This window comes from Candidatus Bathyarchaeota archaeon, from assembly GCA_018396705.1.
Taxonomy (GTDB): Archaea; Thermoproteota; Bathyarchaeia; order Bathyarchaeales; family Bathycorpusculaceae; genus DRVP01.
This window is the reverse complement of record JAGTQZ010000004.1, coordinates 92,961-108,956: the sequence shown is the minus strand read 5'-3', so window position 1 is coordinate 108,956 and position 15,996 is coordinate 92,961. Positions and strand designations below refer to the sequence as shown.

Genomic DNA, 15,996 nt, shown 5'->3' with positions numbered 1-15,996 from the left:
CGCAGATAATTCAGATAAAGTAAGAGTTTTCTAGCATTCTTCCACTTTTGTACGCTTGCAGGTTTACGGCGGCAACATTTTTTGGCACCGTATCAACTATTGCCTTTTCCATAGATTCCTCGCTAACAATTTTTGTTAGTGCATTCAAAGCACCTAGAATCACCATATTGGCGTATAATCGTTCTCCAAAGTTTTCCTCCGCAATCCTTGTTGCTGGTACAGCGTAAATTTTCGCATTAACATTGGGCACATTCTTGACTAAGTCTTCGTCGAACAAAAGGAGGCCGTCTTCCTTCAAGTCCCTAATATTCCTGTCTAAGGCTTCCTGGCTCACGGCCAATAGTATGTCGCATTTCCTCACCGCTGGAAATCCTATTCGACCGTCAGATATTATTACCTCGCTTTTGGCTGTTGTACCTCTGGCTTCCGCTCCATAGCTTTGGGTTTGCGCAACATTCCAGCCATCATAAACCGCCGCTCTGCCGAGAATCTGCCCAGCCAAAACCACACCTTGCCCGCCTAGACCGCATATCCTTATCTCAGTTCTACCCACCTTCCTGCGCCTCCTTTACAATGGCGTAAATTGTTTCAATTAATGTTGGCCTTTGCCTATGGACAAACTCGCCCACAACAATTTTTGTTTTCAAGTCCTCCTCGCTTAACCTCACGGCTTCCTCTAATGTTATGGAATTTTCCCTAAACCACTTGACCATTTCCCCGGCAGTTTTAAAGCCAACTCGTCTTCCAAAGGCTGTCGGACATTGGCTTACAGCCTCAATGAAGCGAAAACCCTTAAGCCCCAATGCCTTTTTAATGGCTTCTTTAAGTTCATTCGGATGGGCTGTTGTCCAGCGGACTGCATAGTTTGCTCCAGCGGCAACTGCCAACTTAACGGCGTCGAGTGGATGCTCAAAGCTACCGTATGGCGTTGTGGTTGTCTTCGCCTTGAAAGGCGTCGTAGGCGCCACTTGCCCGCCAGTCATCCCATAAACCATGTTATTAACCATTATCACGAGGACGTCGAGGTTCCGCCTTGCCGCATGAATAAAATGGCTTAGGCCTATGCCAACTATGTCGCCGTCTCCGCCAAAAACAACCACGTTTAGGTCCGGTCGCATGAGTTTCACGCCCGTAGCTACAGGTATGCTTCTTCCGTGAAGGGTATGAATCGAATCCGCCAAAAAATATGGTGATGGAATCCAAGAAGAACAGCCAATTCCGCTGCAGAAAACGAATTTCTCCAAGTTTCCGTAGCCCAGTTCATGAACAGCCCTTAAAAAGGCATTCATCACGGTAAACGCACCACATCCCGGACAGAAGGGCAGTTTCAAGTCTCTGAGGTATTTCTTAACCGAGAACATTTCAGACATTTCTCACACCTCCTCCAGAATCTTGTTAAGCAGCTCTTCAGGAGTTATGAGTTCACCTCCGCCGATTTTGTTAATGGGAATAACTTTTGCCTCGCCCCCCACAGCTCTTGCGACTTCGTAGAAAATTTGGCGTAGGTTCATTTCTGGAACAATTATTTTCTCAGCTGTTTCAGCAAGTCCTCTGACAACCTTCTCTGGAAACGGCCAAATAGTTTTAAGTCTTACATAACCTACACTTATGCCTCTGGCTTCAGCTTCATCAACTGCATCATACACTGCCCGCGAGGAGCAACCGTACGCCACAACTCCAATCTTGCAGTTTTCAATGTTGTAGGCCTCCACTTCAGCGATTTCGTCAACATGATTTTGAATTTTTCCATTAAGTCTTTCCACCAGCCGTCGATGCACAACCGGATCAGCCGTGTATCTTATGCCAAATTCATCGTGAGTTGAACCTGTAACGGCTACATTGAACCCTTCGCCGACACTCGGCATTGGTGGGACCTCTTCATGACCAAAGAAGGCCTTTTCGCCAGGCTTGGGTTTCCGCCTATTCAGTATCTCAAGTTTCTCCACCGGTGGAACCACAACTTTTTCACGCATGTGGACAACCACTTCGTCTGAAAGGAGAATCACCGGAGTGCGATATTTTTCGGCGAGGTTAAAGGCTCTTGTGGTTAGGTTAAACATTTCCTGAACAGAGTTTGGCGAAAGCACAATAGCCGAATAGTCGCCATGGGTGCCCCAGCGAGATTGCATAACGTCACCCTGCGCACATTTTGTGGCCTGCCCGGTGCTTGGTCCAACCCTTTGCACGTCAACTATAACACATGGTGTTTCAGTCATGAACGCGTATCCTATACCTTCCTGCATCAGGCTGAAGCCCGGGCCAGATGTTGTAGTCATCGCCTTCGCTCCAGCCCAACTAGCACCTATAACAGCTCCGATAGAGGCTATTTCATCTTCCATTTGAATTGCTATGCCGCCTACTTGTGGAAGTCGCTTCGCTAAATGCTCGGCAATATCAGTTGCCGGGGTTATAGGATATCCAGCAAAAAAACGGCACCCTGCCACTAACGCGGCTTCAGCGCACGCCTCGCTTCCCTGCCAAAAGTAAACACCAGGTTTGGCGAACCTCATTACACAGTCCTCTTTAGCCAAATTCTGGAGGAGTAACGATTAAAAGTTTAGGTTAGCTATCTTCTTTTGCTCAGCTGCGGCCGTAGTCTAGCCTGGTAGGACATCGGCCTCCCGAGCCGGCGACCCGGGTTCAAATCCCGGCGGCCGCACCAGCGTCTTGTTTTGATGGGGATTACGTAGTGCGCTGGATATGGCGAATGAGTCAAAAGTAAAGATAACCATGCACTGAAAGTTTCACATCTCAAAGAGTAAAGCGTTTACTTTAATTGAGAGAAAAATTAGGGGGTTAGAATTCTTCGCTTTCAGTTTCGCTTGGCGTTTTCTCTTTGCCCTTTTCTTCTTTCGGTTTTGATGCTGCTATGACATCGTCTATACGCAGTATCATGGAAGCAGCTTCTGTTGCTGATTTTATGGCTTGTTCTTTGACTATGGCTGGTTCGACGACGCCATTATTGTACATGTTTTCGATTTTTCCTGTGAAGACGTTTACACCCATGAAGTGGCCGTCTGTTTTCTCGTGGGCTGCTCTTAGTTCAACTATTATGTCTATTGGCTCTAGCCCAGCGTTTTCTGCTAGGGTTCTTGGAACTATTTCTATGGAGTCTGCAAAAGCCTCTATAGCAAGCTGCTCTCTTCCTCCAACTTTGGCGGCGTAGTCTCGTAATTCTTTGGCAATTTCTGTTTCAACGGCGCCTCCACCTGCTATGACTTTGCTGTTTTCTATGACATCTGAAACCACCGAGAGAGCGTCCGTCATAGCGCGTTCTGCTTCATCCACCATTCTTTCAAGGCCAGCCCTTATTAATATGGCGACTGAACGTGGGTTCTTGCAATCTTCAACGAAAACCATTTTGTCCTCGCCGATTTTGCGTTCTTCCACTAGGCCAGCGGTGCCCAAGTCTTGGGGCGTCAAGTCATCGAGATCTGTGACTATTCTGCCTCCCGTGGCCCTTGCAAGTTTTTCCATGTCTGATTGTTTGACTCTTCTAGCGGCCAGTATACCTTCTTTTGCCAAGAAGTGCTGTGCCATGTCGTCTATGCCTTTCTGGCAGAAGACAACGTTAGCGCCTGCTGCTTTAATCTTTTCAACCATTTCCTTTAGCATTTGGGTTTCCTGATCTAGGAAAGCCTTCATTTGAGATGGATCGCGAATGCGTATTTCTGCGCTAAACTCTGTTTTCTCAATCTCTAATGGACAGTCTAGCAGTGCGATTTTAGCGTTTTCAACTTTCTTAGGCATTCCAGGATGGACAACTTCTTTGTCTATGATTACGCCTTTCACAAGCTGGGATTCAAAGAGACCTTTACCTGTCTTCTTTATGATTTGGATGTTGTCTATGTCTGCGATTCTTCTGTCGCCCCTTTGTTCAACTATTTGTTTTACAGCGTCTATGGCTATTTCCGCTAAATGTTCTTTGGCCGTGCCTACAGCTTTGCTTGCCATGGATGTTAATGCCACTTTGCGTAGAGTTTCTCTGTCTTCAATGTCAACGGGTTTGGCTATGCGATTTATAACTTCAACGGCTTTTTGGGCGGCTTTTCGATAGCCACTGACAATTATTGTTGGATGTATATTTTGGTCTAGGAGCTCCTCGGCTTTTTTCAAGAGTTCGCCTGCTAGGACGACTGCGGTTGTTGTTCCGTCGCCAACCATGTCGTCCTGGGTTTTGGCTACTTCCACCATCATTTTGGCCGCTGGATGCTCCACTTCTATCTCGTCTAAGATGGCGGCGCCGTCATTAGTTATAGTTATGTCACCTAGACTGTCAATTAACATCTTATCCATTCCACGTGGTCCAAGAGTTGTTTTCAAAACTTCGCCTATTATGCGGGCAGCCATAATGTTGTTTCTTTGGGCTTCCCTTCCACGGCTTCTGGCGGTTCCCTCTTTGAGGATTAACACGGGCTGTCCTGAGGCTGTTGTTGTTAAGTAAGCCATACTTATTCCTCCATTAATGGTTAAAAGGCTTATGCGTGGTTAAGCAAAAATGCGGTAACATATAAACTTTTACCTTCTGGAAGAGTTAACTTAACATTAACAACACATAAGCGGTTAAACGTTTTAGCCCTTTTCAGCCTTGTCGCGTCTTACTGCTTCATAAACAATTTTGCATCTAGTTAGAGCAACTCAAGGCAATCCATTGTCAAGTCCGGCTATGAGGCCGTTACTTTTTCGCCAGTTATCCAACAATGTTGGCATAAGCATTTGAAATGCTCTGAAGGATGAGGTCATTTTCAAGGCGTTCACTTTAGAACAGTTTAAATCTTGCTGTATCTCACTATTGATTTTGGTGAAGTGTAGTCATGCGGATTTCGGTGCGCTTCTTCACCACGTTGCGGGAGATAACTGGCAAAAGAGAGGAAACCTTAGAGTTTCCAGATGGTGAACGCATAACTCTAGCGAAGGTTTTAGAAAAGCTGGCTGAATGCCATGGAAAAGGCTTTATAGACTACGTTTATGACGGTAAAACCGGCGAAGTTAAAGGTTATCTCCAATTCCTAATAAATGGACGAAGCGCCTCAGCCATCAAGGGGCTTGAAACAGAACTTGTAGACGGTGACGTCTTAGCGATTATTCCTCCGGTGGGCGGTGGCTGAAAGGGAATAGTTGCCGAGTCAATTTTGTGCTGTCGAGCAGTCGCAAAGTCACTAGCCCTCTATAGATTTTTAGGTCTGCCCGTATAGTTTATTTTGAGTCTGTTATGGGGAAATGTCAGGTTTGCGGCGAGGTTTCGCCTTTAATTTCTGGGAAGCTTGGCGTTTGCTTAGGTTGTATTAGGCGGAAGCCCGGGCAAGCCCTTGAAGTTGCGAAGGTGGCGCATGCAAGAAGCCGGGCTGTTTATGGTTTGCCGCCTGAACCGCCTCGGGACAAGGGTGGTTTACCATGCGGTGTTTGCGCTAACAATTGTATTATTGGGGCGAGCGGATGCGGCTACTGTGGGCTTGTCTGGAATGTAGGCGGTCGACTTGTGCGTTTCGGCGGCACCGTTGAGCGGGGCATTTTAGAATGGTATTATGATGGATTGCCAACCAATTGTGTTAGTTGGTGGTTTTGTCCCGGTTGCACGGGAAGCGGCTATCCCAGATACGCCTACAAACCGGAGCCAGAATACGGCTACTACAATCTGGCGGTTTTTTATGGTGCATGCAGCTACGACTGCCTCTTCTGCCAGAACTGGCATTACCGCAACCTATCCGTCAAACATAAACCAGCCATGAGCGCCAAAGTACTAGCCGGAAAAGCCTTCGACCAAAAGGTTTCATGCATATGTTATTTTGGAGGTGATCCCTCGCCGCAGATGCCGCACTCGCTGGAGACAAGCCGCATAGTCCTAAAAAGGGCTGAAGAGGAAAAGCGTATACTTCGGGTTTGCTGGGAAACCAATGGCTACATGAATCCACACTTAGCTGAGAAAGCCGCAGAACTAGCCCTACAAAGTGGGGGCAACATTAAATTTGACTTGAAAGCATGGAGTGAGCCATTAGCCATAGCCCTATGCGGAGTTTCTAACAAACCTAGCCTTGAAAACTTCAAGTTAATAGGCGAAAAATACTATGCAAAACGTCCAGAGCTGCCAGTATTAACAGCGAGCACGTTGCTTGTGCCGGGATATGTGGATGCAGAAGAAGTCGAAAAAATAGCCCAATTCATAAGCCAAATAAGCCCAGAAATCCCTTACACGCTCTTGGCGTTCTATCCATGCTATGTTATGAATGATTTGCCAACCACGAGTCGAAAACAAGCAATAGAATGTAAAAAAGCCGCCGAAAAACACCTGCAAAAAGTACGATTGGGCAATATTCACTTGCTGTCATAAAATTCTACGTTCATATTTTAACAGCGTTTTAATTTTTCTATATTTCTATAGTTTAAGACTGTAAACGCAGCAAGCACCGCCACGGCTATTGCTTCAGCTATAATGCCAACAGCCATATAAGTTAGCAGTTTCTCTATTGCAGCAGCATTTTCTCGATTGTAAAGCCATTGGCAGGCACTCCAACCGCTGAGCCTCAATGTTCCGTCGTTGTTTACCAGTCCCCAGCCTCCGTCTCCATCGTACATGGCGAAATAGGTTATTATTTCAAAGCAACCGCTTGCAAAATCAAAGTATTGCTTGATAAGCTCTGCTTTGGCGGCTTCGCATGAAACCATACCAAAGTCCCAATGGTGCGCTGGTTTCCACGTTCTAAAGCCGTACTCGCCTATGAAGACTTTTTTCCCGCTTTTCTCAAAATACGACGCGTAATCGAGAATGTGCTGAGCATCAATATCATCTTTTTTGGTTGAAAAAGGCTGTATGAAGTAACCATCAGCATTCTCGATAAACTTAACTGGAAAATCCCACGGGATGCCCTCACTTTCCACTGTGCATTTTACGCTGAAGCTTTTAACAAAAGAAACAATGTCCTTCAAGGCATTGTTGAATTCATCACTGCTGATACGCTGTAAGCATTCATCATATGTTATGCCAGTCACGGCTGGAAACGGTATTGGATAAAAGACTGAAACGTAAAGTACATGTGGATACTTTGCAGAAGCGTTGGCTATCACACGCAATTCAGCCTTATAGTTCTGCACAATAGTTTCGTTTGGAAAATCCCGCGTTGGGAACTTATTGTTCCAGTAGGTGGCATGCGTAGCCCAAATAACCTTTAATCCCAAACGTTGCGTATGCTCCAGTAAAGGCTCAACCAAACCAAGTTCAACCACATACTCATAGTGAATGCGGACACCATCAAAGCCCATCAATTTTATCAGTTCAAGGTCTCTAACAACATGAGTCCAATTGTTGCCCCTGAAATACTGAAACCAGTAAGGCGAATACGCCAAAAACACAAGCGCTTTCGGTTGAGAACCGAAAAAGCAACAATGACCCAAATTAAACTGAGAAAAACCAAGTAACCCAAATAAAATTAAACACGTAAAGTTCAACTTTAAATTCATAAAACCTCACTTAAAAATTGATGGTAACCATTTAACTTTTAAACTTTTACGTTACAACAGCATCTCCACTGCGGTGTCTGGCAAGGCTAACCGTGCAAAAACGGTACGTTTATTTTTAGGGATTTGGATAAGTTGTAGGGTTCGACCGAAATTTGGACAATTCGTAAGCTTCCTGTCCTGAAAGAATGAACTTAATAGGAAGTAGGTTGGGGATGGTGAAGAAACAATGCGTCACATGAAAACGGTAATTATCACTATTCTAATCCTGATATCCACTGTTCTCGCCTATGAAAATTGGAGTTTGGAGAATGTCCTTAACGCCACAAAGGAAGCACTTGAAGAGGAGACCTCCAGATGCAAGGCGCTTGAAGCCTCCATCACGCAACTATTAGAGGATTATGATAAGATTGCCTCAGATTATCAAAAGGTTTGGAACGAGAAGCTCGCGTTGCTAGAAGATTATGCTACATTGCAGCAAGACTATGCATATTTGCTCAGCAATTACAGCATGTTACAAAGCAATTACACAGCGCTGAATGAAAACTATTCGAGGCTGTCCATGGAGCTTGAAAACCTAATGGAAGATTATGTTGAGTTAACGGTAGCCTACGCTAGGCTCAACGACACTTACACGGCGCTGCTCCAAAACTACACGGTGCTTCTGAGCTACAACCTTTCAGAGCTACAGAGCAAATACGAAACGCTTCTAGGCCAGTATCAGGTGCTTGAGGCAAACTATTCAGCGCTCAAGGAGGCATATAGCCAAGTTTGCTTCGCCATTTATAGTCCACTCTGGGCTAATGAAACAGTTACGCCGTCGATAAGCGAACTGTCCCAGTGGCTTGAAGAGGATGACACGGATAGGCTGCCATATTCAATGTGGGATTTCGTTTGCGGCGACTTCTCCGTAATGCTTTCAATGCGTGCCAAACTCAAACGTTGGGACATGGGAATAGTAGCTGTTTTGGGACGTGACGCACAAGGCAACGAGTTTAACCACGCCTTTAACGCAATAAAATGCAAGGAAGGCCTCGTCTACGTTGAGCCGCAAAATGACGAGATCTTCTACGGACCGATCTATGAGGGCGGCTGGTACAATCATCCAGGATTCGGAATGGTGTACGTGGACCTCTTCATAATAGTCGTGCTCTACCAGTGGTGAAGTAGATATTGCATCTGCCACAGCGTGCACCACAGTCATAGTTTTCTAGTCGAAAGCACAAACTTCCTTGCATTTAGGACTATAGCTGAGCGCGATTGCCCAACACCTTTACAGCAATAAGGACGACGCTAAGGCAGGAACCCCCCTCAACGTTATGGAGACACGGCTCAGCCTAACTACGCTGGATACATGCTAACACCCAGTAACATGTTTTCGGCATCGCCTAAGGATCGTTATTAGATGGTCTGCATACTTCGCAATGACGTCTTAGAAATGTTTAAGGACTCAACGTGATCGAGGAAGGAAAAGTGAGAATTGAACCGAGAAGGTAAGTGCTCCGGCCGGGATTTGAACCCGGGTCCGCGGCTCGAGAGGCCGCTATACTTGACCGGACTATACTACCGGAGCCACCACGTGAAATGCTGCTAGCCATATCTATTTCGGTTTTTACGTACTATAACATTTTTCTTTTTCACTTATCTAACAAATTCAAATATTGCTTCAATTAATTTTTTGCTCTTTCAATCTTAACTGTTGCTGCATGTCATCCGTCGTTATTAGAGTTTTTGGCATCTACATTCAGCTAACGTCACATAATTGATGCATAGAATTAGGCCAAGGTGTGAGGATCAAAATCATGAATAGACACATATGTCATTATGAAACATTCGCGAGAAAAATTTTGGAAAATCATGTGAGCTATTGTTTTAGCCCGAGTTCACGGAGAACTTCTTCTGTGTGTTGTCCCACGTCCGCTGGTGGGAGATGCCTAATTTTTAGCGGACATTCCGAGAATTTGAAGGGTATCCCTGGAATTTTTACTTTCTGTCCCTTGTATTCGATTTCGACAATCATGTTTCGGTGGAGCAGTTGCGGGTGGTTTGCCACTTCCAACGTATTGTTTACGGGGGCACATGGCACGCCCACAGCAACTAGAGCGTCCACCAAATCTTTAGTGTTCCATGTGCTGATTATCTTGCTAAGCTTTTCTATGAGGGTTTTTCTGTTCGTAGCTCTGCTTTCTCTCGTTGCATATAGAGGGTCTTTTAAAAGGTCTTCTGCTTTTATAACTTGGCAGAACTTCTTCCAGTGCTCATCTTCAAAGGCTGCAATGAAAATGTATGAATCCTTAGTTCTGAAAACTTGGTAGGGTGCTCCAACTGGTGCAGCGGAACCCATTCTTTCCCTGACTTCCCCTGTTATTGAGCTGTAGGCAATCCAGTATCCAGCCCATAACGCGGAAACATCCAACATTGAAAGGTCAATCATCTGTCCTTTCCCGGTTTTCTCTCTGTATAGTAAAGCCGAAACTATTGCTAAAGCTGCATAGACACCGGCGCCATAGTCTATGATTGAGGCAGGTATCCTTGAAGGCAAACATGGTTCAGGGTCTCCAGTAAGCGACATCAACCCAGACTCAGCCTCGATGATCGGATCCCACGCCGGACGACTGCTGTACGGGCCGTCTTGCCCATACCCTGAAATTGAACAATAAACTATCTTTGGGTTAACCTTTTTGACGCTTTCATAATCTAGGCCAAACTTTTTCAAGGTCCCGGGAACAAAGTTTTCAACTAGGACATCAACTTTTTTTGCCAATTCAAACGCTATTTTTCTTCCTTCTTCGCTTTTGAGGTCTAAAACGATACTTCTCTTGTTTCTGTTGTTTGTTATGAATATGGTTTCTTTCATGCCGACCCAGTGTCTTCCTCTGTCGCCTCTTCCCGGTACTTCGACTTTGATTATTTCAGCGCCAAGATCACCCAAAAGCATCGTACAGTGCGGTCCAGCTACTTCATGGGTAAAATCTAGAACTTTTATTCCTTCTAGTGGTGCCTTTATCATGTTGGATCACTTTGGGTAAGTTTCTCACATCAAGGATTTATAAACGTTCCTAGAGCTTAATGCATCCTCAAACGGGCTATTTTCCTTTCCAGACAGGCTTTCTTTTTTCAAGGAAAGCCTTTGCCCCCTCCTTTTGGTCTTCTGTGCTGAATAGCTGTGCAAAGAGCTGTGCCTCGTATTTGAATCCCTCGGACAAGCTTGTTTCTAATGACTGGTTCACCGCCTCTTTGGCGACTCCAATAACAAGTGGACTTTTACTTTTAATTTTCCCAATGAACTCGTTGACAACATTCATAAGCTGATCCGATGGAACAACCTTGTTAACAAGGCCTAACTCAGCCATTTCTTTGGCAGATAGTCTATCTCCGGTAAATATTAGTTCCTTGGCCTTCTTTTCTCCAATAAGCCTTGGCAGCCTCTGGGTTCCACCACCACCAGGGATTAGTCCAACGTTTATTTCAGGTTGGCCGAAAACAGCGTCTTCTGAAGCAAATATTATGTCGCATGCCTGCGCCAGCTCAAACCCCGCTCCGAGACAGTAACCGCTTACGGCGGCTATGACCGGTTTCGGCATGTCACGGATAATTTTTCCCAAAACAAATGCTGTTCCAAGTTCTCTGATCAATTCTAGAACATCAAAGGGCTTCATTTCTGCGAAAGCACGAACATCGCCTCCAGCGCTAAATGCTTTTTCTGATCCTTTAATGACAACTGCAACTATATTGTTGTCTTTGCCAGCGTCTTCTAAAGCAATTTTTAAATCCTTTCGCATTTCAGAGTCAAGGGCGTTATATCGCTCAGGGTTGTTCAAAGTGATCCATGCAACACCGTCTTTCTTTTCATATATTATGCGTTTAAATTCAAAGCTCAACATTCAACACCTCTCACCAGATTGAACATTCATGTATCTTGTCTTTTGCTAATTTAGCTTTCTGTTCCAAGCGGAGAGCCTTGATTTTACAAGTGCTTGTTGTACACTCTACGTTCCTGAATGGTTTCTTGCCAAAATTTGGAGATTTACCCAAAAAGTTAAAATTAGACCCTAACTTCACTACCTCGATAAACGGGGTTGGTTAATATGAAGAAAGAAGTTCCTATTATGGATGGACTTTTCGAGTGGCCCTCTGAGAAGCCAAGGTTAATTGGCAGCCGTTGTCCAAAATGCGGAAGCATACAATTTCCAAAATCTACCGTGTGTAACAATCCAGACTGCGACCATAGCGCCAACGTAGAGGAATGCTTCTTAAGCACTGAAGGAACACTTTACACATACACGGTTCACGCCTATAGTTTGCGTGAACCATTCCAGTACCATAAGGGACCATACATAGTCGGTGCGGTGGAGTTACCCGAAGGCATAACTGTTGTTAGCAGAATAAAGGCCGACGAGAAAATGTTGAAAATTGGTATGAAGTTAAGGCTTAAAATAGACAAACTTTACGAGGACAACGAAAACGTGTATTTAAGCTACTTTTTTGAGCCGGTGATGTAGTATGACGCAAAGCGCAGTTGTTGGTGTTGCCATAACCGAGTGGGTTGAAGCTGGTCACCCAACACCTCTGCTAATAGACAAACTTGCAGATGTAGCTGTAAGGGCTCTTAGAGAAGCAAAAATGAAGCCGGGAGAACTTGACGCCATAATCACTAACACCACAGCAATCCCCTTTGACAGCCCGTCCTATATTACAACAAGCGCTCAACACTTTGCTCATCGACTTGCAGAGAGAATAGGTTCAAGCAAAGCTCAATGTATAAACGTTTGTGCAGCATGCGCAAGCGCTTCAATATCTTTTGCAGTTGCGGATTCCATGATAAAAACTGGCACGCTTAAAAAAGTGCTCGTTGCAGGTGTAGACAACTCACCGAAAGGATTTTACCTACCGGGACAGTCAGTTTTGGATCCCGACCCCTACGCTGCTGCAATAAAGGTTATTGGTGCAACTAATCCAGCTTACTGGGCTATGTGGGCGCGACGCCGCGCATATGAAATGGGTAAAGACGTCAATGACATAAGAGAACTCATGGCGCTGGTGAAAGAAATTCAAAGCGAGTACGGTGCTAGAAACCCATATGCACGATACAAAAAGGTGTTCACAACTCAAGAAGTTCTAAACTCGCCAGTTGTATGCGACCCGTTACATCTCTACATGATATGCGCTACCAGCAGCGGTGGAGGAGCGACGGTTATAACGGATATGGACACTGCAAGAAAAATAACAGATAAACCCGTAGCAGTGGCCGCTTCAGCTGTTGGTGGCCCAGTTTACGGTGAGCCTATACCGCGACTTCGGGTCTTCTCAACACAAGGTGGAGCTAAGGCGCTTAAACCCTTCACCGAATGGCGTAAACCCATAGAAAAGGCTTATAAACTAGCAGGAATCACAGCTGAAGACATCGACATTATTGAATGTCACGATACAAGCTGTTTCCACACTATAAACTGGATCGACCAAATAATGGGATGGGAAAGAGAAGAAACGGACAAACTCATCAGAAAAAGACAAATCAGACATGATGGCGAACTGCCAGTGAACCTAAGCGGTGGGACAGCATCCTTCGGCGAAGCGGTAATGAGTCAAGCATTTATAATGATCCATGAGCTTTTCAGGCAAATCAGGGGAGAAGCGCAAGAACGACAAGCAAAGAAAAACCTTAAAATTGGAGCATGCACCGCCTACGGTGCATATGGCGCCTACGGATGCATAATTCTCGAAAAAGGATGGTAAGTTTCCCTCACTTTATCTCGTTTTCTTTGTTTTTCTAGATTTCTGCATACCAACAATAAATTTTACTTAAAAATTGTCAGAATAGAGAAAAAGTTACGGAATGGCTAATGTCACCCTATGAGAGTAAGTCCACCATCCACATAGATTATTTGGCCAGTTATATAGTCAGATGCGGGTGATGCGAGGAACACGCATACGCCGACGATATCTTTTGGTGTAGCTATTCTTCCCATGGGTATGCTTTCTAAAGCTATTTTCAAACGTGCAGGGTCTCTCAAGCTTGGAGAAAATCCTGTATCCACCCACGCTGGAGCAATGGCGTTAACGTTAACGTTATATTGAGCCCATTCAGCCGCTAAAGCCTTGGTAAGCATGTCCACAGCGCTTTTTGTTGTGCAGTAGCCAAGGTTACCAGGCCATTTTGTCGCCCGAATTCCTCTTACTGACGATATATTGATTATCTTCCCCTTTCTTTTTTCAATCATTACCTTTCCAAACTCTCGACAGGCCAGCATTGTGCCTTTAACGTTAATGTCAAAAAGATTATTCCACTCTTTTGTTGGAAATTCCACTGCGGAGCTTTTTACATTGTATCCCTGCGAATTTACTAGAATGTCAACAGTACCGTATTTTGACACAACTTGATCTCTTAGCCGCGCTACACTTTCATCACTTGTAACATCAACCTGAAAAGCAGTAACCTCGCCGTTGAAAGTCAAGCTTATTTCCCTAGCCACTTTTTCCAGGTTTTCCAGGTTTCTGCTAGCTATGACGACCTTTGCACCGTACTGAACTAATCCCTCAGCAAGGTTTCTTCCGATGCCTCCACCACCGCCTATCACAACAGCAATCTTGCCATCAAGCCTGAACAAATCTTTCACGGGTTGTCCTCCCTACTTTTTCTCAACCATAGCTACAACGCGAACCATTGATCCGTCGCCGCCAAGCCATTTAAGCGGAAAAGCCGCTATAACACATCTTTTGCCAGTAACCTTATCTATATCTCCTCCAACATTCTCTATTCCAAAGATTCCATGTGTATATAGTATTCTGTGGCACGGCTCCCAGTATGGAAAATCTTGGTAAACATCCCGCCCAGTAACTTTTTTGTACGCATCAATCAACCATGGTAGAAGAGGTTGGAAGCCTCCTGCGGTTTGGACAAGTCTTGTTCCAAGCGGATGGTCCATAGCAGGTTGATCAACGCCAACGCCCTTGACTTTCTTCTTAACAAACCATTCAGCCGCATCCTTGTATAGTCCCGGAGCATAGCAGAAGTAGCGGGTGCTGTCTCCATAGTAAACATGCCAGCCAGAGTTGATTATCACTATGTCGCCCTCTTGTATTGGAGGGTCAACTTTCTCAAGGTCTTCAGGGGTAATAACTTCCCATGCTTTCTTAGGAATAGCCACAACAACACCTTCGCCTATGTAACGCTCCAGAGGCATTTGGTCAATTGATGGATAATCCTCTTCAACGTGAAGCGGTGCATCTACGTGTGTCGCAGTGTGCATTGTATGCGTTATCGAATGCGCTACGACACGATCGTGGTTATGGGAACGTAGCCTTGTGACCTGCGGGTTTCCAGCTGCATAAGGCCATATCGGCGTCATTCCACTGAAAGGCTGCGTTAGGTCGAAGACTTCAACGTTCTTTCCAAAGATTTTCACTGATGGTTTTTTAAGAGCTTCTTCTGGACTGCCAAGTGCTTTCTTGTCTAAGAACCCGTGCAAATATTTTTCAAGTATATCTTCACTCATACATTCACTCTCCGCCATAAGTGAAAATGAACCACCCTTATTTTGTTTTTGGTTTAACAATGTAAATAATTAACACGCTTGCCAACATGTTAGGTTTTTACTAAGGAACCGTCTTCTTCGGGTGCTATATGCAGACATCTGGCTACTCCCATAAAAAGAAAATGGGAATAAATCGATCAAAATTTTTCCAAACTGAAAATTTAATGTTTCTTGGTTTTATCTTTAAGCAGTGTTATCTCGCCTAGGTTTACGTCTTTATCCGTTTTTACCTCATCCATCGACCATGGAATGTAGCCTTCCTTTATTATGTTAATTTTGTATGTGCAGCCCCATTCCAAGTTTTCTAGCCAGAAATCTCCAAACTCGTCGGTTTCTGTGGAATAGGTTTTCCCAGTTTTCGAATTTATCGCCGTTACTTTTGCGCCTTCAATGCATTCATCCAGCTCCGGATCGTAAACCTCTCCAGCTATGAACGGTTTCGGCAAGTTTAGATAATAAACCCTTGGTTTAGTATTATATTCAGGATTCAGAATCTCCGCCTTTTCAATAAGGTTTTTCAGTTCTGCGTATTCTCCGAAAACTATTGCATTGTGCGGACACACCTCTACGCATCTTGGAATCTTAACAAGCGGATCTTTTCCATCCAATATATGGGCGCACATGGTGCATTTCTGAGCGATCTTAAACTGGTCGTTAAAGTATATGGCACCGTAGGGGCAAGCGTTAAGGCACTGTTTGCATCCATTGCATTTTACTGGATCTATGAGAACTATTCCATCTGCTCTTTTGGATATCGCCCTTACAGAACAAGCTGTAATGCATGGTGGGTTGTCGCAGTGCATGCAGAGACGCGGTATGTATGTTACTCTCACCTTTGGGGTACTACCTCTTTCACGTTCCTCAATTTTCAACCAAAAATGTCCAGTGTCCGGCTGCGGTTTTGCATAGGGACTCCAGTCGTTGTCTACGTGCTCATCCTTGCAGGCTATTTGGCAACAGTAGCAGCCGTTACATTTAGCCACGTCTATAACAAAGGCTTTTCCCATTC

Annotated in this window: 15 protein-coding genes and 2 tRNA genes; 6 read left to right on the top strand and 11 right to left on the bottom strand. The window is 44.9% G+C overall.

Annotation, left to right across the window (positions count from 1 at the left end):
* Positions 1 to 10: 10 nt before the first annotated feature.
* The 3 genes from KEJ24_04345 to KEJ24_04335 are packed head-to-tail and all read right to left on the bottom strand — an operon-like array spanning position 11 to position 2,510.
* Entirely contained in the window at positions 11 to 553 is a 543-nt protein-coding gene (locus tag KEJ24_04345) for a 2-oxoacid:acceptor oxidoreductase family protein (protein MBS7647044.1), read from the bottom strand.
* Entirely contained in the window at positions 546 to 1,370 is an 825-nt protein-coding gene (locus KEJ24_04340) for a 2-oxoacid:ferredoxin oxidoreductase subunit beta (GenBank protein ID MBS7647043.1), read from the bottom strand. Before KEJ24_04340 ends, KEJ24_04345 begins: the two co-directional genes overlap by 8 nt.
* Positions 1,371 to 1,373: 3 nt before the next feature.
* Positions 1,374 to 2,510 carry a 2-oxoacid:acceptor oxidoreductase subunit alpha gene (locus KEJ24_04335; protein MBS7647042.1) on the bottom strand — a complete coding sequence of 379 codons (1,137 nt, stop codon included), beginning with the start codon at positions 2,508 to 2,510 and terminating at the stop codon, positions 1,374 to 1,376.
* Positions 2,511 to 2,586: 76 nt separating this feature from the next.
* On the opposite strand from KEJ24_04335, the gene KEJ24_04330 reads away from it, so the two are divergent.
* Positions 2,587 to 2,662, top strand: a tRNA-Gly gene (locus tag KEJ24_04330).
* A gap of 134 nt (positions 2,663 to 2,796) precedes the next feature.
* On the opposite strand, the gene KEJ24_04325 is transcribed toward KEJ24_04330, so the two are convergent.
* Positions 2,797 to 4,449, bottom strand: a complete 1,653-nt coding sequence (locus KEJ24_04325; protein ID MBS7647041.1) for a TCP-1/cpn60 chaperonin family protein — start codon at positions 4,447 to 4,449, stop codon at positions 2,797 to 2,799.
* A gap of 365 nt (positions 4,450 to 4,814) precedes the next feature.
* On the opposite strand from KEJ24_04325, the gene KEJ24_04320 reads away from it, so the two are divergent.
* On the top strand, positions 4,815 to 5,108 hold the full coding sequence (locus KEJ24_04320; GenBank protein MBS7647040.1) for a MoaD family protein: 294 nt from the start codon (positions 4,815 to 4,817) through the stop codon (positions 5,106 to 5,108).
* 104 nt (positions 5,109 to 5,212) lie between these two features.
* Positions 5,213 to 6,328, top strand: coding sequence for a radical SAM protein (locus tag KEJ24_04315; protein MBS7647039.1), 1,116 nt, complete (start codon positions 5,213 to 5,215; stop codon positions 6,326 to 6,328).
* Positions 6,329 to 6,345: 17 nt separating this feature from the next.
* On the opposite strand, the gene KEJ24_04310 is transcribed toward KEJ24_04315, so the two are convergent.
* Positions 6,346 to 7,341, bottom strand: coding sequence for a hypothetical protein (locus KEJ24_04310; protein ID MBS7647038.1), 996 nt, complete (start codon positions 7,339 to 7,341; stop codon positions 6,346 to 6,348).
* Positions 7,342 to 7,681: 340 nt separating this feature from the next.
* On the opposite strand from KEJ24_04310, the gene KEJ24_04305 reads away from it, so the two are divergent.
* On the top strand, positions 7,682 to 8,617 hold the full coding sequence (locus KEJ24_04305; GenBank protein MBS7647037.1) for a hypothetical protein: 936 nt from the start codon (positions 7,682 to 7,684) through the stop codon (positions 8,615 to 8,617).
* A gap of 333 nt (positions 8,618 to 8,950) precedes the next feature.
* Here KEJ24_04305 and KEJ24_04300 read toward each other — a convergent pair.
* From KEJ24_04300 to KEJ24_04290, 3 genes are all read right to left on the bottom strand, one after another.
* Positions 8,951 to 9,025, bottom strand: a tRNA-Glu gene (locus KEJ24_04300).
* A 291-nt stretch (positions 9,026 to 9,316) separates the two neighbouring features.
* Complete coding sequence (locus tag KEJ24_04295) at positions 9,317 to 10,462, bottom strand: CoA transferase (GenBank protein MBS7647036.1); 1,146 nt, start codon at positions 10,460 to 10,462, stop codon at positions 9,317 to 9,319.
* Between the two features lie 76 nt (positions 10,463 to 10,538).
* A complete protein-coding gene (locus KEJ24_04290) occupies positions 10,539 to 11,336 on the bottom strand; it encodes an enoyl-CoA hydratase/isomerase family protein (GenBank protein ID MBS7647035.1) in 798 nt (265 codons plus the stop codon).
* Between the two features lie 204 nt (positions 11,337 to 11,540).
* On the opposite strand from KEJ24_04290, the gene KEJ24_04285 reads away from it, so the two are divergent.
* Positions 11,541 to 11,954: a Zn-ribbon domain-containing OB-fold protein gene (locus KEJ24_04285; GenBank protein MBS7647034.1), complete on the top strand. Its 414-nt coding sequence runs from the start codon at positions 11,541 to 11,543 to the stop codon at positions 11,952 to 11,954.
* 1 nt (position 11,955) lies between these two features.
* Positions 11,956 to 13,188, top strand: a complete 1,233-nt coding sequence (locus tag KEJ24_04280) for a hypothetical protein (GenBank protein ID MBS7647033.1) — start codon at positions 11,956 to 11,958, stop codon at positions 13,186 to 13,188.
* A gap of 110 nt (positions 13,189 to 13,298) precedes the next feature.
* Here the strand turns inward: KEJ24_04280 and KEJ24_04275 are convergent, their stop codons facing one another.
* From KEJ24_04275 to KEJ24_04265, 3 genes are all read right to left on the bottom strand, one after another.
* Positions 13,299 to 14,069 carry a glucose 1-dehydrogenase gene (locus tag KEJ24_04275; protein MBS7647032.1) on the bottom strand — a complete coding sequence of 257 codons (771 nt, stop codon included), beginning with the start codon at positions 14,067 to 14,069 and terminating at the stop codon, positions 13,299 to 13,301.
* Positions 14,070 to 14,081: 12 nt separating this feature from the next.
* Entirely contained in the window at positions 14,082 to 14,948 is an 867-nt protein-coding gene (locus KEJ24_04270) for a cyclase family protein (GenBank protein MBS7647031.1), read from the bottom strand.
* Positions 14,949 to 15,148: 200 nt separating this feature from the next.
* The gene (locus KEJ24_04265) at positions 15,149 to 15,994 is read right to left on the bottom strand and encodes a carboxypeptidase regulatory-like domain-containing protein (protein MBS7647030.1); all 846 of its coding nucleotides are present in this window, start codon (positions 15,992 to 15,994) and stop codon (positions 15,149 to 15,151) included.
* Positions 15,995 to 15,996: the final 2 nt, after the last annotated feature.